This window comes from Streptomyces sp. NBC_00984 (genome assembly GCF_045162475.1).
GTDB lineage: Bacteria > Actinomycetota > Actinomycetes > Streptomycetales > Streptomycetaceae > Streptomyces.
Window position 1 is genome coordinate 7,727,460 of record NZ_CP108734.1, and the last position, 23,440, is coordinate 7,750,899.

Sequence of the window (23,440 nt, forward strand, 5' to 3'; positions counted from 1 at the left end):
TGGCGGACCCAGAAGATTGCAAGTACATGCTAAAGGCTCGGCCGGGTCAGGGTGGACCCATGGACGCACAACTGATCGCCTTCACCGGGGTCGCCGCGGGAATGGTCGCCCTGCCGGGCGCGGACTTCACCGTCGTCGTACGCAACGCGCTCGCCTCCCGGACCGCGGGCGTGGCGAGCGCGCTGGGTGTGGCCGGGGGACTGCTGGTGCACACCGCCCTGGCCGTCGCCGGGCTCGCCGCCGTGCTGGTGGCGGTGCCGGCGCTCTTCCGCACCGTGCAGTTGCTCGGCGGGGCCTACGTCCTGTACCTCGGCATCAGCGCCCTGCGCGCGGTGCGGCGCCGCACCGCGGAAGCGGACGGGCCCGGGGACCGGCACGCGGATCAGGGACGCGTGCGCGCGCTGCGTCAGGGCTTTCTGACCAACGCGCTCAATCCCAAGGCGCCGGTGCTCTTCCTGAGCCTGCTGCCGCAGTTCGTCCCCGACGGGCAGCCGCCGCTGCCCAGGACCCTGCTGCTCGCGACGGTCGTCGTGGTGCTGGCGCTGGTCTGGTTCCCCGCCGTGGCGCTCCTCGTGGACCGGCTGGGCCGGTGGCTGCGCCGGCCGCGTACCGCGCGCACCATCGAGGGCGGCAGCGGTGCGGTGCTCACCGCGTTGGGTCTGGTGCTGGTGACCGGCCCGCTGCTGCACTGAGCGCGGGAGCGGCCGGCGGCCCGGCGCCGGGTCCTGTCCGGCGGAGCAGGCCGGGGATGCGGCCCTGATCCGCCGGACAGGAGCCGCCTCAGCGGACCCGTCCGTAATAGACGCTCTTGGTCCAGATCTTCTCCAGCCGGACCACCGCGCCGGTCCTCGGCGAGTGCCAGATCTTTCCGTTTCCGGCGTAGATCCCCACGTGGTAGACGCTGCGGCCGAAATGGAAGAAGACCAGGTCGCCACGTTGCCTGTGGGAGGCCGAGACATGGCGGGTCCGGTTGTACTGCTGCTGGGCGGTGCGGGGGAGCTTCTTGCCCGCCTTCTTGAACGAATAGAGCGTCAGCCCCGAGCAGTCGAAGCGGTTGGGGCCGGTGGCCCCCCACCTGTACGGCGAGCCCTTCTTCGATGCCGCGATGTTGAGCGCCTTCATCGACAGGGTCGCCGCCTGGGCGTCCGTCGCGGCGCCCGGGGCGAACATGGTGCCGCCGACGGCGGCGAGAGTCAGAACCGAGGCCGTACCGGCCCGGACGAGCAGAGACGGGACATGAACCTGCGCAGTCATGCGCAACCCTTCGTCAGCCGCCTGTGAAGGATGACCTGTCGGGTTCGGGCTGGCGAAGTTGCCCGGCCGCGTTCGGCGGCTTCACCCCGAGGGTCGACCGGTGTTCAGGTCGACCCGTTGTGCTCGGGTCCTCCACTCCTGCCGATCCACTTCTGTCGACCAGACATCCGGACGGCGGCAGGACTCGGCGTCCGCCCGGACCGCCCCGCCGCGGTGGCGGGGGCTTGTCGTCCCAGGGATCTTGACTCACCGGCTGCCGGATTTCCGAGCTGAAACAGGGATATGTGAGGCTCCTCACGACTGATCCGTACGGGTGGACCGGGTGATCCATGAGGCTCTGCCGGTGATGCGGGCCGGTGCCGTACCAGGGGCGGAAGGGCGGATTCCGTCCACTGTCCACGCGGAAAACGCAAGTTGAGGAGTCCCTCGCGAGGGGGACTTCCTACGCCGAACGAGCGAGAAAATTCGATCGGCCCGCCGGGCGTGTCGGGTACGGGAGTTGGGTGAGCACGGCCGGACCCCGGAGCAGAGGGAGTTGGTCGAACCCCGCCGCCGGCGCGGACGGCGGAGGTCGATCAACTCGCCGGAGCGGGGGGTACGGTGATGCGTCCGGCCCGCCGTTCCCCGTCCAGTACACGCAGCGCTCGGGCGAGCGTGGCGGCGTGGATCTGCGCCTCGCCGCGCTCGTGCATCAACGCGAGGGCGTCCCGCAGTGCGCCCGCGTGCGAGGCCAGCGCCTGCGCGGCACGCAGTGCGCCGTAGGTGTCGCTGCCGCGGGCCGGGTTGATCCGGCCCACCTGGTCGAGGACTTCGAGGTAGCGGTCGATGAACTCCCCCTCGGCGCGCGTCAGTGCGGGGAGCGGCGGGAACTCCGGCGGCTGCATCGGGTGTTCACCTCGCGCCGTGCGGCGGGAGGGTGGTGTTCCGGTTCGTCAGGACATGGTCCACCAGCCCGTACGCCTGGGCGCCCGCCGCGTCGAGAATGAGGTCGCGCTCGATGTCGTCGGCGATCTGCCCGGCGTCGCGGCCGGTGTGACGGGCCAACAGGGTGGTGAGCATCGTGCGGACCCGTTCCAGCTCCTGTGCCTGGATCTCCAGATCGGACGGCTGGCCCTGCACCGGTTCGGTGAGCTCGGGCTGCCGCACGACGACCCTCGCGCCGGGCAGTGCGTGCCGCCGGCCGGGAGCGCCCGCTGCGAGCAGTGCGGAGGCGCAGGAACCGGCCTGGCCGAGGCAGTAGGTCTCCACCTCGCAGGTGAGGTACTGCATCGTGTCGTAGATCGCGGACATGGCTCCGAACGAGCCGCCGGGGGAGTTGATGTAGAGCTGGATGGGCCGGTCCGGGGCGGCGTGCTCCAGGTACATGAACTGCGCGATCAGATCGGAGGCCGCCGTGTCGTCGACCGGGGTGCCGAGGAAGACGATCCGTTCGGCGAGCAGCTTGGAGTACGGGTCGAGGGTGCGGGTCCCGTCGGTCGTGCGCTCGGTGAACTCGGGCAGGACATGACGGGCGGTGGGACGGAACAGCATGGCGATGCCTCTCCTCCGGGGTCTGTACAGGGCCTGGACAACTTCCGTAGAAAATGTACAGGACGTACAGAAGGTTATGATGGGGAGCATGGCCTACGAGATTCCGGTGACGCAAGCCCGAGCTGAGCTCGCCGAATTGATCAACCGTGTCGTCTACGGCGGTGAGCGCGTCGTCGTGACGCGGCACGGCAAGCCGCTGGTGGCGCTCGTCTCGGCCGCTGACCTGGAGCGACTGGAGAAGGGCGAGGCGGCTGCCGAGGAGCAGGTGATCAGCTCGGTCTCCTCGATCGGCTCCGCGGTGTCCGCTCCCGGCGAACGGCGGCGCTTCGGTATCGCGGCGGAACACAGGGGACACCACGAGCCGGGCAGCTGAGGGCCGCGCCGTCGGCCCATGACACGGGAAAGCCGGGGACCCCCGTCCGCTGCGACGGGGGTACCCGGCATGTCCGGGCCGGGGCCGGCCCGCCGGTGCCGGCTCCCGGTCGGCGGTGGGTGTGGAACCGGTGACCCCGACGGGCAGGTCGTGTGGGGCGATCCGGGCCGCGGGCCGGGCGAAGGCCCGGAGGGCGAGGACCACCACCGAGCGGATCAGCAGGACGACCGCCACCATGCGGCGATTCGGGGCACGTGGTCGAGGGCTACCGCGAGGCGGGGGTCATGCGGGCGGACGTACCCGCCGACCATGTGGCGCGGACGATGACGGCGGCCGCGCAGGGGGTTCTTCGCGCAGATGGCGCTCTTCGGCGACGCCGAGCCGAAGGTGCTGGAGAGCGGCCTGCGCGGCCTGGTGTCCATGCATCTGCCGGAGAGCAGTTGACGCGCGGGAAAAACTTCGGCTCCAACGTGCACCACCTCGCCCGGATTCGGCGGCCCGCTGTTCAACGACCTCGTTGAACACGGCTGTTGCCTCGCCGTGCCCAGGGCCGGTCCTGGGCACCGGACTGTGAGGTGGACGCATGCGACTGACCCCGCACGAGCAGGAACGCCTGCTCGTCCATGTTGCCGCCGACGTGGCCCGGCAGCGCCGGGCGCGCGGGTTGCGGCTCAACCACCCCGAGGCGGTCGCGCTGATCACCGTCCATCTGCTGGAGGGTGCCCGCGACGGCCGTACGGTCTCCGAACTGATGGCGTCGGGTCGCAAGGCGCTCACCCGCGACGACGTCATGGACGGAGTGCCCGAGATGATCCACGACGTCCAGGTCGAAGCCACCTTCCCGGACGGCACCAAGCTCGTCACCGTCCACGAGCCGATCGTCTGAGGGGAGGTGCCACCGATGATTCCCGGAGAGATCCTGTACGCGGACGGGCCGGTGCCGTTCAACGAGGGCCGCCCGGTCACCCGGCTCACCGTGCTCAACGCCGCCGACCGGCCCGTCCGGGTCGGTTCGCACTATCACTTCGCCGAGGCCGACCCCGGCCCGGACTTCGACCGTTCGGCCGCCCGCGGCCTGCGGCTGAACATCGCCGCCGGAACCGCCGAGCGTTTCGAGCCCGGTATTCCGGTCGGCATCGAACTCGTCCCGCTCGCCGGGCGGCGCGTCGTCCCCGGCCTGCGCGGCGAGACCGGAGGCGCCCCCGATGGCTGAACCCGACCGCGCCCTGTACGCCGACCTGTTCGGCCCCACGACCGGCGACCGCATCCGGCTCGCCGACACGGATCTGCTCGTCGAGATCGAGGAGGACCGCTCGGGCGGCCCCGGACTCGCCGGTGACGAGGCGGTGTTCGGGGGTGACAAGGTCATCCGCGAATCCATGGGACAGGCCCGTACCACCCGAGCCGAAGGCGCCCCGGACACCGTCATCACCGGCGCCGTGATCATCGACCACTGGGGCGTCGCCAAGGCGGACATCGGCATCCGGGACGGCCGGATCACCGGGATCGGAAAGGCCGGCAACCCGGACATCATGGACGGCGCCCACCCCGACCTGATCATCGGCCCCGAGACCGAAATCATCGCGGGCAACGGCAGGTTCCTCACCGCCGGGGCCATCGACGCCCATGTCCACTTCATCCCGCCGACCCTGATCGACCAGGCGCTCTCCTCCGGGATCACCACCCTGGTCGGCGGCGGCACCGGACCGGCCGAAGGCACCAGGGCCACCACCATCACCCCCGGCCCTGGCACCTTGCCCGGATGTTCGGGGCGCTGGACGCGTACCCCGTCAACATCGGCCTGCTCGGCAAGGGCAACACCATGTCGCGCGAGGCCATGCACTCCCTCGATGCCCCGGCGGGGTGAACACCGCTGGGCCGTGTCTCATGCCTTCCGGTCGTACGCCTCCAGCCAGGCGTCCTCCGCCGCGTAGTCGAAGAGCTTCTGCCCGTACGCCCGGAGCATGGCGGGGAAGGCCTCTGTCCAGTCCTTGCCCTCCAGCTGCGCCGCGATCCACTCGACCGTCCCGGGAAGCGACCGCGCGTAGTCCGTGACCGGCCGGTACCCCAGCTCTCGCTCGGCGGCCGTCATGTCGTACACGATGGGGTGGGCGCTGCTCCATGGCGTGCCACCGACGCCGTCCTCCCCGGGCGCGCCCGCCATCAGCACGGTCTCCGTCGTGCGACCGAGCGCCGCATCGACGGCCCCGCCGATCTCCGCGACCGTCGGCGCCTGCGGATCCCCGGCGTTGAGCACCCGCGAACCGGGCCGCAGGGCGGCCAGCCGGATCAGCTCGGCCAGGTTGGAGACATGGACCGGGTGGAAGCGGGACTCCCCGCCGAACGCGAGCACCCGCCGGTCGCGGCCGTCCAGGAGCCGCTTCACGAAATACAGCTCACGCGGCGAGCGGCAGTACCTGCCGTGGATCGCCCCGGCCCGCAGCAGTGTCACCGGCAGCGCCTCCCCGGCCGCCAGCAGATTCCGCTCCAGCTGCATCTTCCGCGTCCCGTACGTCGTGTCGCCGGGCGGCAGGGTGCGCTGCGACTCCGGGATCGGCAGCGGGTAGTGCGGCGAACCGTCGGGTTCGCCCTGCGTGTCGAAGCTGCGGCCCCGGTCGTCCTCGTACACCGCGCCGCTGGAGATCACCACCGCCGAACCGATCCGGTCCGCGAGACCGGTCAGCTGACCGGCGTGATCCGCGTCGTACGCCACCATGTCGACCAGTACGTCGCAGCCGTCGCCCAGCGCCGCCGCGAGCGCCCCGTCGGCGTCCCGGTCCAGGGCCGTCGTGCGCACCGCCTCGTCCCACCGCGCGTCCCGGCCGCCGCCGCGCGAGGCGGCCGTCACCTCCCAGCCGTCCTCGACGAGCGACTGGACGGCCGCTCGCCCGATCTGTCCCGTCGCACCCAGAACCCATGCGTTTCCCTTGCCCATGAGGGCCACGCTAGGGCCGGGCGGCCACCCGTGCGGGCGACGTTCACCGAGCGCGTATCCGCCGTCGGCGTCGCAGTTTCGGGAACTTCTTCGACGGCCCGTCCTGCCCGGCCTGCGCGGCCTTCGCCTTGACCGCGTACTCGTCGACGTACTCCTGACCCGAGAGCCCCAGGATCGCGTACATGATCTCGTCGGTGACCGCCCGGATCGCGGCCTTCTGGTTCTCCATACCGGCATAGCGCGAGAAGTCCAGCGGCTCGCCGAAGCGGATGGTGACGCGCCTGATGCGCGGGACGACCTGCCCCGGCGGCTGGATCTCGAACGTACCCACCATCGCGCACGGCACCACGGGAACCTGCGCCTTGATCGCCATGACGGCCACGCCCACCTTGCCCTTGTAGAGCCGGCCGTCGTGCGAACGGGTGCCCTCCGGGTAGATGCCCAGCAGTTCGCCCTTGCTCAGCACACCGAGCCCTTCCCGGATCGCCGCCTGCCCCGCCTCCTTGCCGGAGCGGTCCACCGGGATCTGCCCGATGCCGCGGAAGAAGGCGGCGGTCAGCCGCCCCTTCACTCCCGGCCCGGTGAAGTACTCGGCCTTGGCGAGAAACGTGATGCGCCGTTTGAGGATCGCGGGCATCAGGAAATGGTCGGAGAACGACAGATGGTTGCCGGCGACGATGGCCGCGCCGTCCTCCGGGATGTGCTCCAGGCCCTCGATCCTGGGGCGGAAGAACAACCGTAGAAGCGGCCCGATGATGACGTACTTGAGCACCTGGTAGAGCACGGGGCGGCTCCTGGGGTCCGTTGTCTGGATCATGTCCGGCCTGTCGGCGCACCTCTCCGGGAGGGCAGCCTATGCGCAGCCGTCGTCCGGTGTGACCGCCTTCCTGACGTAGTCCTCGACCGCCGCGTCGAGTCCGATGTCGTGCTGGGCCCGCTCGGACAGGTACCAGCGGTGTTCGAGGAGTTCGTGGTAGAGCTCGGCCGCGTCCATCCGGGCGGGCACGTGGTCGCGCGCCGCGCGCACGGTGGGGCGGAAGATCTCGCGGACCCAGCGGTGGGCCAGTACCTCGGTGCGGGCGCCGTGCCGGTCGCCGGGGGCGTAGTCGTCCTGGGTGGCCATCCAGCTCTCCAGGTCGTTGAGGAGCCGTCGCGCCTGGTTCTCCTCGGCGTCCATCCCGGTGAGGCGCAGTAGTTGGCGCTGGTGATGGCCGGCGTCCACGACCTTGGGCACGAACGTGACCGTGTTCCCGTGGTCCGAGTGCGATATCTGCATCTCGGCGACGTCGAAGCCCAGGTCGTTGAGACGGCGGATGCGGCGCTCCATGTAGTGGTGCTTGCCCGCCGGGTAGACGGAGGTGCGCGTCAGCTCCGTCCACAGCGCCCCGTAGCGCTCCTCGATCTCCAGACCGAACGCGATCGGGTCGATGGACGGGTGCAGCGCGCCGGCCGCCTCCAGGTCGAGCATCTCGCCGCTGATGTTGACCCGCGCGAGCTCGATGTCGTACGAGCGCTGCCCGTCGCTCAGCCGGGGGTGCAGCTCCCCGGTCTCGGCGTCCACGAGGTAGGCGGCGTACGCGCCCGCGTCCCGCCGGAACAGGGTGTTGGACAGCGAGCAGTCCCCCCAGGCGAACCCCGTCAGATGCAGCCTGACGAGGAGGACGGCGAGGGCGTCCATGAGGCGGTGCACCGTGCCGGGGCGCATGGTCGTCTCGAACATCGACCGGTAGGGCAGCGAACCGCCCAGATGGCGGGTGATCAGGACGGGTTCGAGCGGCGATCCGTCGGCCTCGGTCCGTCCGGTGACCACGGCGAGCGGATCGACGGCCGGTATCCCGAGACGGTCCAGCGTACGCAGGAGTTCGTACTCGCGCAGCGCGGGCCGCTCGGCGAGCTCCTTCACGGCCACGGTCTCCTCGCCCGCTCGCGCGTAGCGCACGACGTGCCGGGAGATGCCGCGGGGGAGCGGCACGAGGTACTCGTCGGGCCACTGCTCCAGAGGTATGTGCCAGGGCAGTTCGAGCAGGAGGGCCGGGTGTTCGGGGTTGGTGGCGCTGATCTGCAGAGTCATGCGGTCACAGTCCCTGGGTCGTGCGGCGGGTCGACCGTGATCGGACCCCGAAGAGGCGGTGCGGGTCAAGGCCCCGGCCCGATCCGCACCGCCACCGCGCGGCGTCAGTCCGTCAGATGCTCCAGGATCCGGTGCATCCCGCTGTTCCAGTTCTCCTTGAGCGCCGTGACGGCCGCTTCCAGGTCGCCGCGTTGCAGGCACTCGGCGATCCGCTCGTGCTCCTTTGCGGATCGCTCCAGGATGTCCTGGTCGCCCAGGGCCACCCGCTCGTAGCGGTGCATCGTCACCTTCAGGGAGGTGATCAGCTTCATCAGGCGGTCGTTGGTGCAGCCGGACAGGAGCAGGTCGTGCCACGCGTCGTCGTAACGCTCTATGACGTCGTGCGGCGCCTGCGGGGCCGAGAACGCGCGCGCCTCCTCCAGGAGGCGGGGGGCCGTCGCCGCCAGGTGCTCGGGATCGCTGGACTCCAGGGCGAGCGCCTCCAGCGTCGCGACGATCGCGGACAGGTCGCGGAACTCCTGGGCGCTGAGCGGGGTGAAGCGGAAGCCCTTGCCCCGCTCGCTGGTGATGACACCCTCGCGCTCCAGCGTGATCAGTGCCTCGCGCAGCGGAGTACGGCTGACGCCGAGTTCGGTGGCGAGCTGCCCCTCGTTGATCGGCGAGTTGGTCGCGATCGTGCCGCGCCCGAGGCGCTTGATCAGTTCCTCCTTGACCTGTTCGCGCAGCGGGCGGTTTTCGATTGGCATGTGAAGCTGCCCTCCCCTTCGGTCCGGTCGATTATCCGCTACCGGAAAGTCACGCGGTACCGGCGCCGTCGACCGGTATGACCGCTCCGCTCAGGAACGCCGAGGCGTCGGAGGCGAGGAACGCCACGGTCTGGGCGATGTCGCGGGGCTGCCCGATCCGGCCGAGCGGCCGGTCGGCGGCGTCGGCGTAGAAGGCGTCGGAGCTCTCGCCGAGCTGGCGGGCCTCCTCGGCGAGCATTCCGGTCGCCGTGTCACCGGGGCAGACGCAGTTGACGCGGATGTTGTCGGGGCCGTGGTCGATGGCCATGGCGCGGGTCATGTTGACGACGGCGCCCTTCGAGGCGCAGTACGAGACGGCCCGGCCACCGCCGCGGATGCCCCACCCGGAGCCGGTGTTGACGATGGAGCCGCCGCCCCGGGCAGCCATCCCGGGGATCACGAGGCGGCTCATCAGCATCACCGAGCGGATGTTCACGGCCATCACCAGGTCCCAGTCGTCCTCGGTGATCTCGCAGACCGTGGAGCGGCGGATGATGCCGGCGTTGTTGAACAGGACGTCCACGCCGCCGAACCGCTCCTGCGCCGTGTGCACGACGGCCTCGCAGTCCTCGCGCCGTGACACGTCGCAGCGCACGAAGGTCCCGCCGGTGTCCTTCGCGGTGCGTTCGCCGCCCTCCGTGTCGATGTCGGCGATCACCACGCGGGCGCCGAGCTCGGCGAGTACCTGGGCGGTGGCGCGGCCGATGCCGGCTCCGCCGCCGGTCACGATCGCGCGCTTGCCGTCGAGGGAGATCATCCTGGGCTCCTTCTGTCCTGGGTCGGGATGTCGGGCGTACGGGGTCACATGGCCAGGCGGTACAGCGAGGTGCGCCGCCTGCCGGTGATGACGGGAAGATGGCCGGACAGCTCCGCGTCGAGCGCGTCGTCGCCGGTGTCGAGGAGAAGGGGGCGGCCGCCGAGCGCGGCCAGTTTCGCTTCGGTGCACAGCACGAGCAGGTGCTCGCGGCCGCCCGCCGCGCGCAGGACGCGCGGCGAGATCTGCTGGTTGCCGCGGCCCAGGAGGAAGCCCTGACCGCCGATGGGGGAGAGGGCGATCCAGGCAGGGCCGAGCGCGAGGAGGGCGTCCTCGCCGGCCTCGCGTGCCACGGTCCGGGGCGGGTGGCCCGGCCGCAGGGCGAGCACGTCGACTCCGGTGAGCGAGACGTCCGCGCCGAGCGAGGCCGCCACCGCCCGGGTGGTGCTGCCGGGGCCGAGGGCGAGCAGTCCGGCCCCGACGCGCTCGGCGACCTCGGCCGCGATCCCGCCGACGGCATCCGGTGCGGTGGCGGTGCTGCCGGTCTTGCGCTGCTGCACCCGGACCGGTACGTCGGGGACGGGCAGCCACCCGAAGAGCCGGGAGGTGACGCGCCCCTCGCCCAGGGCGTCCTCGTCGCGGTCCATCACCTCGGCGTCCCGCAGCCGGACGTTTCCGGTGCGGGCGAGCCACGCCGCCGCGACCTCGCCCGCGGCGCGCGGGCTGATGGCGAAGACGGCCGAGTGCATCTTCACGCCGGTCGGTACGCCGAGGACCGGGCAGGGTACGTCGCCGAGGGCGCCGAGCACGTCCCGCGCGGTGCCGTCGCCGCCGGCGAAGAGCAGGAGGTCGACGCACTCGGCGACGACGGCCCGCACCGCGGCGGCCGTGTCCGCGGCCGAGGTGTCCCGCCCGGCCCCGGCGGCGTACACGACCTGCCCCGCAAGCCCCGCGGCGGCGACGGAGTCGGCGCCCAGGGGACCGGCGGCGGTGACGACGAGGAGCCCGGAACCCGGCGCGGGGCACCCGGCCCGGGTCGGCTTGCCCGCACGCGCCGCCAGTTCGCCCAGGGCCGCGGCGGCACGCGCCCCCGCCAGGGGGCGTGCGCCCAGCGAGAGTGCCGCGCGGGTCCGGTCCGGGCCGTCGGTGCCCCCCAGGCCCACCCGGCCGCCGAGCCCGGCGACCGGGTTGACCACCAGGCCGATCCTCGTCACCGGCGGCCCGTCTCGCCCAGCACCTTGCGGCGGTAGGCGCGCCAGGAGACCGCCCATGTCGCGGGGTCGTCCAGGGCCTGAGGGCGTACCCGGTGGATGGTCGAACGGTGCGGCGCCGTGCGTACGGTCTCCGGGTCCTCGTACGCCTCGCGGGCGATCTCCGCGAGGATCGCCGCGTACTCGTCGAGGTCGGCGCGCGTGTAGGACTCGGTCGGCTCCAGCGTCATGGGTTCCGGCACCACGTAGGGGTGGTGGCTGGTCCAGTAGTGCGTACCGAAGTCCGCGGCGCGCAGGCCGATGTCCTCGGAGTGCAGGCCGGTGTCCTCGTGGAGCTTCTCCCAGCTGTAGCGGACCTGCTCGACGCGTGGGCGCCCCGCGGCGTACGGGACGGAGACGCCCGGGATCTGCCGGACCTTGTGGAGGAGGTAGTTGTTGTTGAGGACGGCCGTCTCGGCGGCGGCCCGCAGGCCCTCGGCGCCGAGCGACATGATCCACGCGTAGGCGCGGACGAGGTTCGGCACGACGCCGTAGAACGGCCGCATCTTGCCGACCGACTCGGGCCGGTCGTCGTCCAGCCGGTAGGCGCCGGTCTCCGGGTCCAGCTCGACGGTGGGGCGCGGCAGATACGGGGCGAGCTCCTCGGTGACCGCGCAGGCGCCCGCCGCCGGTCCGCCGCACGCGTGGGGAGTCGAGAACGTCTTGTGGAGATTGAAGTGGCACAGGTCGAAGCCCGCGTCCCGGGCGCGTGTGATGCCGAGGATGCCGTTCGCGTTGGCCTGGTCGTACGAGCACAGGCCGCCCGCCTCGTGCACGATCCGTACGAACTCCTCGATGCGCGGGTTGTAGATGCCCGTGTCCTCGGGGTTGGTGATGAGGAGCGCCGCCGTGCGAGGGCCGGCCGCCGCCCTGAGTGCCTCGATGTCCGGGTAGCCGTCCGCGTCCGGGTGGAGGGTGATGACCTTGAAGCCCGCCGTCTTCGCGCAGGCCGCGTTGGACGGGTGGGAGAAGATCGTCGTGATGACCTCGTCGCGCTGCTCCCCTTCGCCTCGCGCGGCGAAGTAGGCGCGGATCATCGCCACGTTGGTGTAGATCGCGGCGGAGCCCGCGCCCGGCTGGAGCGAGACCCGGTCCATGCCGGAGATCTCCTTCAGGAGCTGCTCCAGGCTGTGGATGATCCCCAGGACGCCCTGGACCGTGTCCTCGTCCTGGAGGGGGTGCAGCGCCGCGATCCGCGGATCGCGGACGAACTGGTCGTTGACCTTGGGGCTGTACTTCATGGTGCAGGTGCCCTGGCCGACGTCGATGTTGAGATCGGCTCCCAGGTTCTCCTGCGAGAGACGCAAGTAGTGGCGCAGAACCTGCTGTTGGGACATCTCCGGCAGGGCGGGCGGTTCGGCGCGGCGCAGGGCTGCGGGTATCGCCACCTGCTCGATGGACGGGTCCGCGGCCGGCACGAGGACGCCGCGCTCGCCCGGGGAACCGAGCTCGAAGATCAGCTGCTCGTCCCAGGAGGCCTGCCGGAACCGGCGCAGGCGCGGCTTGGCGGCGATGCGCGCTTCCTCGGGGGAGACGGACACGGGCGCGTGGGCGGTCACTTGACGATCTCCTCGAGGGTCGCGGCGAGCCGGTCGATGTCGGCCTTGGTGTGGACTTCGGTGACGCAGTACGCGGCCTCGTGCTCGCCGGTCGGTACGCCGCCGAAGATGCCCCGCTCCTTCAGGCCGGTGCGGATCTCGGCGGCGGTCCTGCCGCCCGTGTAGCGGACCGTGAAGTCGGCGAAGTGGAGGGCGTCGCCGTACGGGACCTCGATGCCGGGCACCTCGGCCAGGCGTTCGCGGGCGTACGCGGTGAGCGCGAGGATCGTGTCGCCGATCTCCCGCATGCCCTGCGGCCCCATCAGCGCGAGATACACCCCGGCCCCGATGCCGTGCAGCGCGGCGGCCGTGCCGACCCACTCCTTGCCCTCCTCGCGCAGCGCGAACGAGGTCCGTTCGTAGGCGACGTCGCCGAAGCCGTACTCGCCCTCGACGGTCGTCGGCACGAGGCCGAACAGGCGTGACGGGTACTCGGCGACCAGCCGCTCCTCGTCGCGGGTGGCGATGAAGCCCGCGTTGCCGCCGCCGAAGCTCTGGTGCAGGCCGAGCGGCTGGATGTCGCCGCACGCGATGTCGGCGCCGTACGCGGAGGGCGGCGCGAGCACGCCGAGCGTGAGCGGATTGCAGCCCACGACGTACAACGCCCCAGCGTCATGGGCGAGTTCGGCGAGGCGGGGGAGCGCCTCGTCGACGATGCCGAGCGCGGAGGGCGTGTCCGCGTACACCGCCGCGGTGTCGCCGGCGGCGAGCGCCTCACGCAACGCTTCGAGGTCGGCGCAGCCGGTCTCCGGATCGACCGGGACGACCGTCACCTCGTGGTCGGGGCGTACGTAGTCACGTATGCGGGAGAGCTTGTCGGCGTCGATCGCGGTGGCGACGAGCACACGGCGGCGGCCGGTGATCCGGCCGGCCATGCGCAGGGCGGTTCCCGAGGCCTGGAAGCCGTCGTACACCGGGACGTTGACGATCTCGACGTCGAGCAGCTCGGCCATCATCGACTGGTACTCCCACAGCGCCTGGAAGCGGCCGTGGTCCTCGTAGGGCTCGCCCGCGTAGGCCGTGAGGAACTCGCTGCGGTTGACCACCTCGTCCACGACCGCCGGTACGTGGTGCTGGTAGCAGCCGGAGCCGAGGAAGCTGAGCGCCTGCCGCGTCGAGGTGTTGCGGCCGAGCAACTCCTCCATGTGGCGGGTGAGTTCGGCCTCCGAACGCAGCGGGGCCGGCAGATCCAGGGGGCGGTGCAGCCGGATGCCGTCCGGGATGTCGGCGTAGAAGTCCTCGACGCCCGTGGCGCCGATCTCCTCCAGCATCGCCTGCCGCACGGCCGGAACGGCGTTCGGGATGTAGGGATGGGCGTAGGGGTGGACGGAGTCCTGGGGTGACGTCATGCCGCGCCTTTCGCGTGAGCCGACCAGTGGGTCGGTCGTGGACCACAGCAGCAAAAGTCTTTGGGTGTACACCTCTTGACGGCAGGCTCCGTCATTCAGTGTTCTGAATACAGCATTAGGCATTCAGGCTCCAGGAGGCAAGAGTGTCAACAGGACCCACCCGACGGGCTGTTCTGGCAACAGGCTTCGCGACCGCGGCATCGTCCCTGGTCAGTGGATGTGCCATGGGCGGCGCGGGCGGCGGCGAGGCCCGCGACATCGGCGGCAGGAAGGACGACGGAGGGGGAAAGGTCACCGGAAAGGTCACCGTCTGGTCGTGGGACGTGGCCGCCAAGGCCATGAAGCGCCTCGCCCGCGCCTTCGAGGAACGCCACCCCGGCACCACCGTCGACGTCGTCGACATCGGCTACGACAACGCCTACGACAAGATCATTGTGGGTCTGCGCGGCGGCTCGGGTCTTGCCGACGTCCTCACGGTCTCGGGCAGTCACATGCCGCGCTTCACCGGCAATTTTCCCAGCGGTTTCTACGACCTGACGAGCCTCGGCGGCCGCTACGGGGGCGACTTCGACCGCGCCGCGTGGCGCACCGTCACCGGCAAGGACAGCGCGGTCTTCGCCCTGCCCTGGGACATCGGCCCCTGCGCGCTCTACTACCGGAGGGACCACTTCCGTGCCGCGGGAGTGGACCCCGCGTCGCTGGTGACGTGGGACGACTACGTGACGGCGGGCGTCCGCATCAAGAAGGCCACCGGCCGCAAGCTGCTCATCATGGACTCCACGGACGCCGGGATCCTGCCGATGCTGCTCCAGCAGCAGGGCCAGTACTACTTCAAGGGCGGCCGGGTCGCGGTCGACACCCCGGAGGCCGTGCGGGCCCTCACCCTGATGAAGGCCTTGCAGGACGAGGGTCTCGTCGACTACGAGAAGGGCTGGGACGGACTCGTCACCGGCACCAAGGAGGGCAAGGCCACCACCACACCCACCGCCGCCTGGTGGACGGGCACGCTCACCGACGAGATGCCGGAGCTGAAGGGCAGGTTCGGGGTGGTGCCGCTGCCCGGCTTCACCACCGACGGCATCCGTACGTCCAACATGGGCGGCTCCACGCTCTGCGTCCCCGCGCAGAGCAAGAACCCCCGCCTCGCGTGGGCGTTCATCGAATTCCTGCTCACCGGCAAGGCCAACCAGGTCTCCATGCTCAAGCGCGAGGGCCTCTTCCCCGCCTATCTGCCCGCGCTCGACGACCCGTACCTGAGCACGAAGCAGGAGTACTTCGGCGGGCAGGCGGCCCTCGACGTGTTCGCCCGGCTCGCCCGCAACATACCGCCGGTCGAGTACAACAAGGACGACGCGAAGGCCACCGACATCATGGTCTCCGCCGTCACCGGCGTGATGCTGCGCGGCAAGGACCCGCGCGCCGCCCTGGACTCGGCCGCGCGGCAGCTCGCCGCGGCCACCGGCCGAGAGAGGGTGAAGTAGCCCGATGGCAGTCCCCACCACCTACGACCGGCCCATAGCCCCCGCCCGTGCCCCGGCCCCGGCACGCCGCAGGCGGCGGCGCCCCACCGCCTGGATATTCGCCGGACCCGCGGCCGCACTCTTCGCGCTCTTCTTCGCCTATCCGCTGGGCGCGAGCCTCCTGCAGAGCTTCACCACCGAGGACGCCGGAACCACCCACTGGGTCGGACTCGACCAGTACCGGCGCATGATCGACGACCCCGCGTTCCTGGAGTCCCTGTTCAACACCGGGATCATCCTCGTCGTGCAGGTCCCCGTCATGATCGGCCTGGCACTCGTCCTCGCGGTCCTGCTCAACCAGTCCTGGCTGCGCTTCCGCGGCACCTGGCGAGCGGTCTACTTCCTGCCCGCCGTCACCACGCTCGTCGCCTACGCCGTCGTCTTCCAGGTCCTCCTCAAGACCGACGGCGGTCTCGTCAACCAGATACTCGGCGCCGTCGGCATCGGCCAGGTCGACTGGCTCAACAGCCCCACCTGGGCCCGCGTCTCCCTGATCGCCTCCCTGACCTGGCGCTGGACCGGCTACAACGCCGTCATCCTGCTCGCCGGACTCCAGTCCATCGGCAAGGAGCAGTACGAGGCCGCGGCGATCGACGGCTCCGGCACCCTGTCCACGTACACGCGTGTGATCCTGCCGCAGCTGCGCCCGGTCGTCCTGTTCTGCGTGATCACCTCCACCATCGGCACGCTCCAGCTCTTCGACGAGAACTACGTCCTCACCCGCGGCGGCCCCGACGACGCCACCCTCACCCCGGTCGTCTACCTCTACAAGGTCGGCTTCCAGCAACTCGACTTCGGCTACGCCGCCGCCATCGCCTGGGTCGTCGTGGCCATCATCGCCGCGGTCTCCGCCCTCCAGTACGTCGCCTTCGGAAGGGAGCGCCGCCGGTGACCGCCCTCCAGCAGGCCCCCGTACGCGTCCACCCGGCCCGGCGCGCCGGCCGCTACCTCGTCCGCCTGTTCCTCGCGGGCGGCGCCGTCGTCAGCCTGGTTCCGTTCCTCTGGATGGCGATTGCCGCGACGCACTCCACGTCGGAGCTGTTCCACTCCCCGCCGCCGTTCCTGCCCGGCGGCCGGCTCCTCGACAACCTCGTCCGGCTCCAGGACACCATCGGCTTCGGACAGGTCCTCCTCAACAGTGTCGGTATCGCCGTCGTCCACACCGCGCTCAGCTCGCTGATCTCCGCCATGTGCGGCTACGGACTCGCCAAGTACCGCTTCCGCGGCCGGGGCCTGCTGCTCGGCGCCGTGCTCGCCACGATGATGATCCCGTTCCAGGTGCTGCTCGTACCGCTGTTCCAGATGATGGCGAGCGTCGGCTGGATCGACTCCTACCAGGCGGTGATCCTGCCGTTCCTGGCGAACTCCTTCGGCATCCTCCTGATGCGGCAGAGCTTCGTCGGCTTCCCCGACGAGCTCCTCGAATCGGCCCGGATCGACGGCTCCGGTGAGCTGCGCACCTTCTACCAGGTCGTGCTGCCGTGTGTGCGCCCACAGCTCGGCGCCCTGGTCATCTTCACGTTCATGGCGCAGTGGAACAGCTTCATCTGGCCGCTGCTCATGCTGAACTCCGAGGACAAATACACCGTGCCCGTCGCGCTCAACACCCTCACGGGGCTCTCCCATGTCGACTACTCGGGCCTGATGCTCGGCTCGCTCCTCGCCACGCTTCCGCTGATGCTCCTCTTCCTGCTCTTCCAGCGGCAGTTCGTCGCCGGACTCCTCGGCGGGGCGGTGAAGGGATGAGCCGCCTGACCCGGGTCCCCGGCGTCCTCTACGGCGGTGACTACAACCCCGAGCAGTGGCCCGAGGAGGTCTGGGCCGAGGACGCCGGGCTGATGCGCGAGGCCGGTGTCACGATGGTGACCGTCGGCGTCTTCTCCTGGGCCCGGCTCCAACCCGGCCCGGACACCTGGGACTTCGCCTGGTTCGACCGGCTCCTCGATCTGCTGCACGCCCACGGCATCGCCGTCGACCTCGCCACGGCGACCGCGTCACCGCCGGCCTGGCTGGTGCGCGCCCACCCGGAGATCCTGCCGGTCACGGCCGACGGCGTACGCCTGGAATTCGGCTCGCGCCAGCACTACTGCCCGTCCTCGCCCGAGTACCGCGCCGCCGCGCTCCGGCTCACCCGCACCCTCGCCGAACGCTACGCACACCATCCGGCCCTCGCCCTGTGGCACATCCACAACGAGTACGGCGACCATGTCACCGAGTGCTTCTGCGCCCGATCCGCCGACCACTTCCGCACCTGGCTCACCGACCGCTACGGCACCGTCGACGGCCTCAACCACGCCTGGGGCACGGCCTTCTGGTCCCAGCGCTACGGCACGTACGAAGAGATCGAACCGCCGCGCACCGCTCCGGGACCCGTCAACCCGACGCAGCTCCTGGACTGGCGGCGCTTCTGCTCCGACGCACTGCTCGAATGTCACCGCGCCGAGCGCGAGGCACTCAGGGAACTCAGCCCCGGCATCCCGGCCACCACCAACTTCATGTCGATGTTCAAGGCACTCGACTACTGGAAGTGGGCCGAGCACGAGGACCTGGTCTCCGACGACGCCTACCCGGACCCCGCCGACCCCCGCGCCCACGTCAACGCCTCCCTGAACTACGACCTGATGCGTTCCCTCAAGGGCGGCCGGCCCTGGCTGCTCCTCGAACAGGCGCCGTCCGCCGTCAGCTGGCGGCCGGTCAACGTCCCCAAGAAGCCCGGCCTGCAACGCCTCTGGTCACTCCAGGCGCTGGCCCGCGGCGCCGACGGCATCATGTACTTCCAGTGGCGCGCCTCCCGCGCCGGCGCGGAGAAGTACCACAGCGCGCTGCTCCCGCACCGCGGCACCGCGTCCCGGGGCTGGCGCGAGACGGTTCGCTTCGGCGCCGAACTCGCCCGGCTCGGCGAGGTCACCGGCGCCACCACCCCGGCGGACGTGGCGATCGTCCTCGACTGGGACTCCTGGTGGGCGCTGGAAGCCGAGGACCACCCCTCCGCCCGGATGCGCTGGCGCGAGCTCCTGCGCCCCTGGTACGCGGCGCTCCACGCCCGTGCCGTCACCGTCGACTTCGTGCCCCCGCATGCCGGCCTCGACGGCTACCGCGCCGTCCTCGCCCCCAACCTCCACCTGCTGCGGCCCGAGAACGCCGCACGCGTCGCGGCCTACGTACACGGTGGCGGCCACCTCGTGTGCGGCCCCTTCTCCGGCGTTGTCGACGGCCACGACCACATTCACGACGGCGGCGCACCCGGACCGCTGAGGGACGTACTCGGCGTGTCCGTCGACGAGTTCTGGCCGATCCCCGACGGTGCGGCGGTGCCCCTCGCCTCCGGCGCCGAGGCCACTCTGTGGAGCGAGTGGATCGAGCCCGGGGGCCCGGACACGGAGGTCGTCGACTCGTACGCGGCCGGCGAGCTGACCGGCCGCCCCGCCGTCACCCGCCACCGCCACGGCACCGGCACCGCGTGGTACATCAGCGCCCACCTCGGCGACGGCATCGCGGCCGTGCTCGACGAGGCGCTGCGGGCGGCGGGCGTACGCCCCGTGCTCGACGTCCCCGAGGGCGTCGAGGCGACCGTGCGCTCCGGCGCCCGGGGCACGTACCTCTTCGTCCTCAACCACAACGACCACGTCACGCGGACGCCACTGACCGGCCGCTACGCCGCCGGTGGCACCGACCTGCTCACCGGAGCCGCCGTCCGCGACCACCTCGGCCTCGGCCCGCTCGGCGCCGCCGTCCTGCGCATCGACACCGACTCCCTGGGAGAGACCGGGAAATGACCCGTTGGAGAGACCGGCCCATGACCGCACGCCGTCCCCTGAGCGTCCTGACCGCACTGCTCCTGGCCGGCGGCGCCCTCGCCGTACCGCAGACGGCCACCGCCCACGGACACCCGGAGCCCCCGCCCTCCTATGCCGACGTCCTCGACCTGCACGGCACCCCTGCCGCCGCCCAGCCGGGCGACGACGAGGACAACAACCCCGTCAACGTCTTCGCCGACCGGGGGGCCTGGCACGCGTACGCCCTGCCGAAGGCCGGCGACGAGGACGCCTACGGCGGCTTCTCCGGGCCCCTCTACATCGCCCAGGAGTACCCCTGGTGGCTCAGCAAGTCCTTCAGCCGCATCCGCCTCACCGAACACGGCCGCACCCTGGACCTGGCGGGCGGCGGCGCGCCCCGTTCCACCTCGCTCCCGGGCCGGCTCCTCCAGTCCTACGACCTCGGCCGGGGCCTGCGCCTCACCCTCGAACTCCGCTTCGCCACCGACCGCACCGCCCTGGTCAGGGCCGAGGTCCGCAACACCGGCCCGGCCCCCCGCACCCTGGGCGCCGACTGGACGGGCAGCCTGCTGCGGCCGACCGACGTACCGATGCGCGACGCACCGTCGCTGACCGCCACCGGTTCCGGCGTCGGCGTGGGCTTCGCGAAGGTCCGCGAGACCTGGGACTACCTCACCGACGGCACGGAACGCTTCGAGGTCACCCACAAGGACCGCGTCCGCACGGCGGTGGACGGCGACACCTACCGCACCGAGGCCGTGGAACCGGTGCCCCTCGCGCCGGGCCGCGCGCACAGCTTCGACTGGACCGAGTCCTACACCTTCACCGCCGCCGAGCGCACGAAGGAGCAGGCGAAGGTCCGCGACGTGCTGGCCCGCCCCGCAGCGGTCGTGTCCGCGTCCGACGCGCGCTGGCGGGGTTACGTCGCCGGGGTGACCCGGGGCGTTCCCGCCGACCGGCGGCGCACGGCCGTGAAGTCCCTGGAGACCCTCGTCACCAACTGGCGCAGCGCGGCCGGGCGGATCAAGCACGACGGGATCACACCGTCGATCTCCTACAAGTGGTTCACCGGCGGCATCTGGGCCTGGGACACGTGGAAGCAGGCCGTCGGCACCGCACGCTTCGCGCCCGAGCTGGCCGAGTCGCAGATCCGCGCCATGTTCGACTGGCAGATCCGGTCCGACTCGACGACCCGCCCCCAGGACGCCGGGATGATCCCCGACGTCATCTTCTACAACGACCCCGCACGCGGCGGCGGCAACTGGAACGAACGCAACTCCAAGCCCCCACTGGCGGCCTGGGCCGTCTGGGAGGTCTACGCGAAGTCCGGGGACAGGGCCTTCCTGCGCGAGATGTACCCGAAGCTCGCCGCCTACCAGGCGTGGTGGTACCGCAACCGGGACCACGACCACAACGGTCTCGCCGAGTACGGCGCCACCGTCGACCCGGCCAACGACTCCACCGAGGAACGACGCCTCGCCGCGGCTTGGGAGAGCGGCATGGACAACGCGCCCCGCTTCGACGCCACCCTCGGCACCGGCATCGTCGCCAACAGGGCCGCCGACGGAACGCTCCTCGGCTACTCCATCGACCAGGAGTCCGTCGACCTCAACTCCTATCTGGCCGCCGATCAGGCCTACTTGGCGCGCATCGCCGGTGCGCTCGGCCGAGGCGCCGACGCCAGGCACTGGAAGCAGCGCTCCACCGCCACCTCCACCGCCGTCCGCACGACGATGTACGACTCCGCGGACGGCTGGTTCCACGACACCGCGCTCGGCACCGGCGCACCGCTCACGGCCCGAGGTCGCGGCATCGAGGGCGCCGTCCCGCTGTGGACCGGCACGGCATCCGCCGCACAGGCCCGCGCCGTGCGCGACAAGCTGACGGACCCGGCGGAGTTCGCCACGACCGTGCCCTTCCCGACCGTGGCGAAGAGTTCCCCCTACTTCTCGCCGACCGCGTACTGGCGCGGCCCGGTCTGGTTCGACCAGGCATACTTCGCCCTCGGCGGCCTGCGCCGCTACGGCTACGGCAAGGACGCGGACGCGTTGACGGACCGGCTCCTGACCCATGCGTCGGGCCTCGCGGGCAACGGACCGATCATGGAGAACTACGACCCGACCACCGGGGCACCGCTCAACTCGCCCAACTTCAGCTGGTCCGCGGCGCTGCTGCTGCCGATGCTGACAGGGGACGAGTAGGAGACGGGGGAAGCCGCGGCGCGTGGGCGCCGCCGTGACATCAGGAGGGCCGGGTATCCAGCAACCGGAACCGCAGCCGGCAGACCACCGCCTCCGTCTCGTGGCGTACGGCGTGGGCGACGACCGCGCCCCGCTGGTTCTGCAGCAGCCGCTGCCACACGTGGGCCGGTTCGGCCTCGGGGACGAGGACGGTGATCCGGACCCCCGGATCCGCCGCCGTCAGTGCGCGTACGTACGCGGCGACCGGCCGGCCGACCGTGCGGCGGTCCGAGTCCAGCCGGACCAGTGGGACGCCCGGGTTCCACAACTCCCAGTCCCGTGCCAGGGATTCGGTCCGTGACAGGTCCTCGGTATCGGGGTGGCACACCGTGACGGCCCGGACCTCGTCGCCCAGCGACACCGCGGCGGTCAGGGCTTCGCTGGTGAGCCGGGTGAGGGAGGAGACCGGAACCACGACCAGTGAGCGGGTGCGGTGCGGGGGATCCGGGATGCGGCCGACGCCCAGTCGCTCCCCGATCCTGCCGTACGCCCGGTTCACGCACTCGAAGCAGGCGACCAGCAAGGGCAGGGCGACCACGATCAGCCAGGCGCCGTCACGGAACTTGGTGGCCGTGACGACGACCGCACCGACCCCGGTCAGCAGCGCGCCCAGGCCGTTGAGCAGCGCCTTGCCCGCCCACTTCGGCCTGCGGACGCCGCGCCAGTGGACGACCATCCCGGTCTGGGCGAGGATGAAGCCGACGAACACACCGATCGCGAAGAGCGGGACGAGGGTGTTGGTGTCGCCGCCGGAGAGCACCAGCAGCGCGGCGGAGACGGCCGAGAGGGCGAGGACCCCGTGGCGGTGCACCTGCCGGTCGGCCTTCAGACCGAACACATGCGGCAGGAAGTTGTCCCGGGCCAGCAGTCCGAGCAGCACCGGAAGCCCGCCGAAGGACGTGTTGGCGGAGAGCGCCAGCAGCACCATCGTGGCGAACTGCACGACATAGAAGGCGAGATGGTGGCCGAACGACGCCTCGGTGAGCTGGGCCAGCACCGTGACGCCCTGGACCGGCTGCAAGCCGAAACGGGAGATGAGCACGGACAGACCGATCAGCATGACACCGAGCAGCACACCGAGCGCGACCTCCGCGCGCTGGGCCCGGTGGACGCCCGGGGCGCGGAACGACGGCACGGCGTTGGCGATGGCCTCGACACCGGTGAGCGCCGAGCAGCCCGAGGCGATGGCCTTGAGCAGGAGCAGCGCACCGACCGCGGTGGCCTGGTCGGAGAGCGCGGAGGCATGACCGGCCGCGGCCTCGGCGCTCACCGGGGCCGAGCGGAAGAGACCGACCACGATCACCGCGAGGACCGAGCCGCTGAACACCGCGGTCGGCACGACGAACGCACGCGCCGAGTCGGCGATCCCGCGCAGATTCACACCGGTGATCAGGGCCAGCACGGCGAGGCAGAGCCATACGCGGTCGTCGTGGAGACCGGGGAAGGCCGAGGTCAGCGCGGCCACTCCGGCGGTGACGGCGACCGCGACATTGAGGACGTAGTCCAGGACCAGTGAGGCGGCGGCGACCAGGCCGGTGCGGCGGCCGAGATGCGTCCGGGCGACCGCGTAGCTGCCCCCGCCGTCCGGGAAGGCGGCGATGACCTGGCGGTACGAGGCCACGAGGACGGCCAGGAGGACCGCGATCGCCAGTGTGACGGGGAGTGTGAAACCGAGTCCGTGGCCGCCGGCCGCCGCCAGGACCAGGACGATCGCCTCGGGTCCGTACGCCACCGAGGCCATCGCGTCGAGCGAGAGCGCGGCGAGGCCGGTGAGCGAGGTGAGTTTGTGGCGTGCCCCGGCATCGGGGGGTTCCTGGGCGCTCGGCGCCGTACCGGGGGCTGGGGTCAGAACGGACATGTGAGGCGCGGTCCTTCGATCGGGTCCGCCCAGCGTGAGCCCGGGTCCGGCCGCCGGTGACGGGCGCTTGCGCGATCTTGGCGCGAAGCGGTGAACTCTTCGCGCGTTCCTGACGCGCGGGGCAGGGACGGAGCGCCGGTTTCCCCG

The 23,440-nt window shown here is 71.3% G+C and carries 21 protein-coding genes, 2 pseudogenes and 1 riboswitch; of the genes and pseudogenes, 11 read left to right on the top strand and 12 right to left on the bottom strand.

Annotated elements, in window-relative coordinates:
• Nucleotides 1-59: 59 nt before the first annotated feature.
• On the top strand, nt 60-692 hold the full coding sequence (locus tag OG520_RS34510; RefSeq protein WP_406015710.1) for a LysE family translocator: 633 nt from the start codon (nt 60-62) through the stop codon (nt 690-692).
• A gap of 88 nt (nt 693-780) precedes the next feature.
• Here the strand turns inward: OG520_RS34510 and OG520_RS34515 are convergent, their stop codons facing one another.
• The 3 genes from OG520_RS34515 to OG520_RS34525 form a co-directional block, all read right to left on the bottom strand.
• Complete coding sequence (locus OG520_RS34515; protein ID WP_385330730.1) at nt 781-1,254, bottom strand: C40 family peptidase; 474 nt, start codon at nt 1,252-1,254, stop codon at nt 781-783.
• A gap of 3 nt (nt 1,255-1,257) precedes the next feature.
• A riboswitch (cyclic di-AMP (ydaO/yuaA leader) is annotated at nt 1,258-1,441 on the bottom strand.
• Between the two features lie 388 nt (nt 1,442-1,829).
• A complete protein-coding gene (locus OG520_RS34520) occupies nt 1,830-2,138 on the bottom strand; it encodes a hypothetical protein (RefSeq protein WP_406015711.1) in 309 nt (102 codons plus the stop codon).
• Nucleotides 2,139-2,145: 7 nt separating this feature from the next.
• Complete coding sequence (locus OG520_RS34525) at nt 2,146-2,781, bottom strand: ATP-dependent Clp protease proteolytic subunit (RefSeq protein WP_406016629.1); 636 nt, start codon at nt 2,779-2,781, stop codon at nt 2,146-2,148.
• A gap of 91 nt (nt 2,782-2,872) precedes the next feature.
• Here OG520_RS34525 and OG520_RS34530 point away from each other — a divergent pair, with 91 nt between their 5' ends.
• The 5 genes and pseudogenes from OG520_RS34530 to OG520_RS34550 form a co-directional block, all read left to right on the top strand.
• On the top strand, nt 2,873-3,157 hold the full coding sequence (locus OG520_RS34530; RefSeq protein WP_406015712.1) for a type II toxin-antitoxin system Phd/YefM family antitoxin: 285 nt from the start codon (nt 2,873-2,875) through the stop codon (nt 3,155-3,157).
• Between the two features lie 254 nt (nt 3,158-3,411).
• Nucleotides 3,412-3,601: pseudogene (locus OG520_RS34535) on the top strand (TetR/AcrR family transcriptional regulator); the annotation flags it as partial.
• 139 nt (nt 3,602-3,740) lie between these two features.
• Nucleotides 3,741-4,043, top strand: coding sequence for an urease subunit gamma (locus tag OG520_RS34540; protein ID WP_406015713.1), 303 nt, complete (start codon nt 3,741-3,743; stop codon nt 4,041-4,043).
• A gap of 15 nt (nt 4,044-4,058) precedes the next feature.
• On the top strand, nt 4,059-4,370 hold the full coding sequence (locus OG520_RS34545; RefSeq protein ID WP_406015714.1) for an urease subunit beta: 312 nt from the start codon (nt 4,059-4,061) through the stop codon (nt 4,368-4,370).
• Nucleotides 4,363-5,003 (top strand): annotated as a pseudogene (locus OG520_RS34550) (amidohydrolase family protein); the annotation flags it as partial. The gene OG520_RS34545 and the pseudogene OG520_RS34550, both read left to right, overlap by 8 nt.
• A 39-nt stretch (nt 5,004-5,042) precedes the next feature.
• Here the strand turns inward: OG520_RS34550 and OG520_RS34555 are convergent.
• The 8 genes from OG520_RS34555 to gcvPA form a co-directional block, all read right to left on the bottom strand.
• Nucleotides 5,043-6,092: an NAD-dependent epimerase/dehydratase family protein gene (locus tag OG520_RS34555; protein WP_406015715.1), complete on the bottom strand. Its 1,050-nt coding sequence runs from the start codon at nt 6,090-6,092 to the stop codon at nt 5,043-5,045.
• Between the two features lie 43 nt (nt 6,093-6,135).
• Nucleotides 6,136-6,876 carry a lysophospholipid acyltransferase family protein gene (locus OG520_RS34560; protein ID WP_406016630.1) on the bottom strand — a complete coding sequence of 247 codons (741 nt, stop codon included), beginning with the start codon at nt 6,874-6,876 and terminating at the stop codon, nt 6,136-6,138.
• Nucleotides 6,877-6,945: 69 nt separating this feature from the next.
• The gene (locus OG520_RS34565) at nt 6,946-8,163 is read right to left on the bottom strand and encodes a DUF4032 domain-containing protein (protein ID WP_385330744.1); all 1,218 of its coding nucleotides are present in this window, start codon (nt 8,161-8,163) and stop codon (nt 6,946-6,948) included.
• Between the two features lie 104 nt (nt 8,164-8,267).
• The gene (locus tag OG520_RS34570) at nt 8,268-8,909 is read right to left on the bottom strand and encodes a GntR family transcriptional regulator (RefSeq protein WP_399334160.1); all 642 of its coding nucleotides are present in this window, start codon (nt 8,907-8,909) and stop codon (nt 8,268-8,270) included.
• A gap of 49 nt (nt 8,910-8,958) precedes the next feature.
• Nucleotides 8,959-9,705 (bottom strand): SDR family NAD(P)-dependent oxidoreductase, encoded by a 747-nt coding sequence (locus OG520_RS34575; RefSeq protein WP_406015716.1) that lies wholly within the window; start codon nt 9,703-9,705, stop codon nt 8,959-8,961.
• 44 nt (nt 9,706-9,749) lie between these two features.
• Nucleotides 9,750-10,916, bottom strand: a complete 1,167-nt coding sequence (locus OG520_RS34580) for an ATP-NAD kinase family protein (protein WP_406015717.1) — start codon at nt 10,914-10,916, stop codon at nt 9,750-9,752.
• Nucleotides 10,913-12,511, bottom strand: coding sequence for an aminomethyl-transferring glycine dehydrogenase subunit GcvPB (gene gcvPB, locus OG520_RS34585; RefSeq protein ID WP_406015718.1), 1,599 nt, complete (start codon nt 12,509-12,511; stop codon nt 10,913-10,915). Before gcvPB ends, OG520_RS34580 begins: the two co-directional genes overlap by 4 nt.
• A complete protein-coding gene (gcvPA, locus tag OG520_RS34590; RefSeq protein ID WP_406015719.1) occupies nt 12,508-13,899 on the bottom strand; it encodes an aminomethyl-transferring glycine dehydrogenase subunit GcvPA in 1,392 nt (463 codons plus the stop codon). The genes gcvPB and gcvPA overlap by 4 nt, the downstream gene beginning before the upstream one ends.
• Nucleotides 13,900-14,123: 224 nt before the next feature.
• Between gcvPA and OG520_RS34595 the strand changes: the two genes are divergently transcribed.
• The 5 genes from OG520_RS34595 to OG520_RS34615 are packed head-to-tail and all read left to right on the top strand — an operon-like array spanning nt 14,124 to nt 21,396.
• Nucleotides 14,124-15,380, top strand: a complete 1,257-nt coding sequence (locus OG520_RS34595; protein WP_406015720.1) for an ABC transporter substrate-binding protein — start codon at nt 14,124-14,126, stop codon at nt 15,378-15,380.
• Between the two features lie 4 nt (nt 15,381-15,384).
• Nucleotides 15,385-16,311 (top strand): carbohydrate ABC transporter permease, encoded by a 927-nt coding sequence (locus tag OG520_RS34600; protein ID WP_399334172.1) that lies wholly within the window; start codon nt 15,385-15,387, stop codon nt 16,309-16,311.
• A complete protein-coding gene (locus tag OG520_RS34605) occupies nt 16,308-17,165 on the top strand; it encodes a carbohydrate ABC transporter permease (RefSeq protein ID WP_406015721.1) in 858 nt (285 codons plus the stop codon). The genes OG520_RS34600 and OG520_RS34605 overlap by 4 nt, the downstream gene beginning before the upstream one ends.
• Complete coding sequence (locus OG520_RS34610) at nt 17,162-19,195, top strand: beta-galactosidase (protein WP_406015722.1); 2,034 nt, start codon at nt 17,162-17,164, stop codon at nt 19,193-19,195. The genes OG520_RS34605 and OG520_RS34610 overlap by 4 nt, the downstream gene beginning before the upstream one ends.
• A 20-nt stretch (nt 19,196-19,215) precedes the next feature.
• Complete coding sequence (locus tag OG520_RS34615; RefSeq protein WP_406015723.1) at nt 19,216-21,396, top strand: MGH1-like glycoside hydrolase domain-containing protein; 2,181 nt, start codon at nt 19,216-19,218, stop codon at nt 21,394-21,396.
• Nucleotides 21,397-21,436: 40 nt separating this feature from the next.
• On the opposite strand, the gene OG520_RS34620 is transcribed toward OG520_RS34615, so the two are convergent.
• A complete protein-coding gene (locus OG520_RS34620; RefSeq protein WP_406015724.1) occupies nt 21,437-23,293 on the bottom strand; it encodes an APC family permease in 1,857 nt (618 codons plus the stop codon).
• Nucleotides 23,294-23,440 lie beyond the last annotated feature (147 nt).

Excerpts from the sequence above, each read along its gene's own strand:
- OG520_RS34570 (WP_399334160.1), bottom strand. The coding sequence starts at position 8,909 with ATGCCAATCGAAAACCGCCCGCTGCGCGAACAGGTCAAGGAGGAACTG.
- OG520_RS34610 (WP_406015722.1), top strand. The coding sequence starts at position 17,162 with ATGAGCCGCCTGACCCGGGTCCCCGGCGTCCTCTACGGCGGTGACTAC.
- OG520_RS34595 (WP_406015720.1), top strand. The coding sequence starts at position 14,124 with ATGGGCGGCGCGGGCGGCGGCGAGGCCCGCGACATCGGCGGCAGGAAG.
- OG520_RS34620 (WP_406015724.1), bottom strand. The coding sequence starts at position 23,293 with ATGTCCGTTCTGACCCCAGCCCCCGGTACGGCGCCGAGCGCCCAGGAA.
- OG520_RS34520 (WP_406015711.1), bottom strand. The coding sequence starts at position 2,138 with ATGCAGCCGCCGGAGTTCCCGCCGCTCCCCGCACTGACGCGCGCCGAG.
- OG520_RS34565 (WP_385330744.1), bottom strand. The coding sequence starts at position 8,163 with ATGACTCTGCAGATCAGCGCCACCAACCCCGAACACCCGGCCCTCCTG.
- OG520_RS34515 (WP_385330730.1), bottom strand. The coding sequence starts at position 1,254 with ATGACTGCGCAGGTTCATGTCCCGTCTCTGCTCGTCCGGGCCGGTACG.
- OG520_RS34530 (WP_406015712.1), top strand. The coding sequence starts at position 2,873 with ATGGCCTACGAGATTCCGGTGACGCAAGCCCGAGCTGAGCTCGCCGAA.
- gcvPA (WP_406015719.1), bottom strand. The coding sequence starts at position 13,899 with ATGACGTCACCCCAGGACTCCGTCCACCCCTACGCCCATCCCTACATC.
- OG520_RS34540 (WP_406015713.1), top strand. The coding sequence starts at position 3,741 with ATGCGACTGACCCCGCACGAGCAGGAACGCCTGCTCGTCCATGTTGCC.
- OG520_RS34555 (WP_406015715.1), bottom strand. The coding sequence starts at position 6,092 with ATGGGCAAGGGAAACGCATGGGTTCTGGGTGCGACGGGACAGATCGGG.
- OG520_RS34615 (WP_406015723.1), top strand. The coding sequence starts at position 19,216 with ATGACCGCACGCCGTCCCCTGAGCGTCCTGACCGCACTGCTCCTGGCC.
- OG520_RS34575 (WP_406015716.1), bottom strand. The coding sequence starts at position 9,705 with ATGATCTCCCTCGACGGCAAGCGCGCGATCGTGACCGGCGGCGGAGCC.
- OG520_RS34600 (WP_399334172.1), top strand. The coding sequence starts at position 15,385 with ATGGCAGTCCCCACCACCTACGACCGGCCCATAGCCCCCGCCCGTGCC.
- OG520_RS34510 (WP_406015710.1), top strand. The coding sequence starts at position 60 with ATGGACGCACAACTGATCGCCTTCACCGGGGTCGCCGCGGGAATGGTC.
- OG520_RS34545 (WP_406015714.1), top strand. The coding sequence starts at position 4,059 with ATGATTCCCGGAGAGATCCTGTACGCGGACGGGCCGGTGCCGTTCAAC.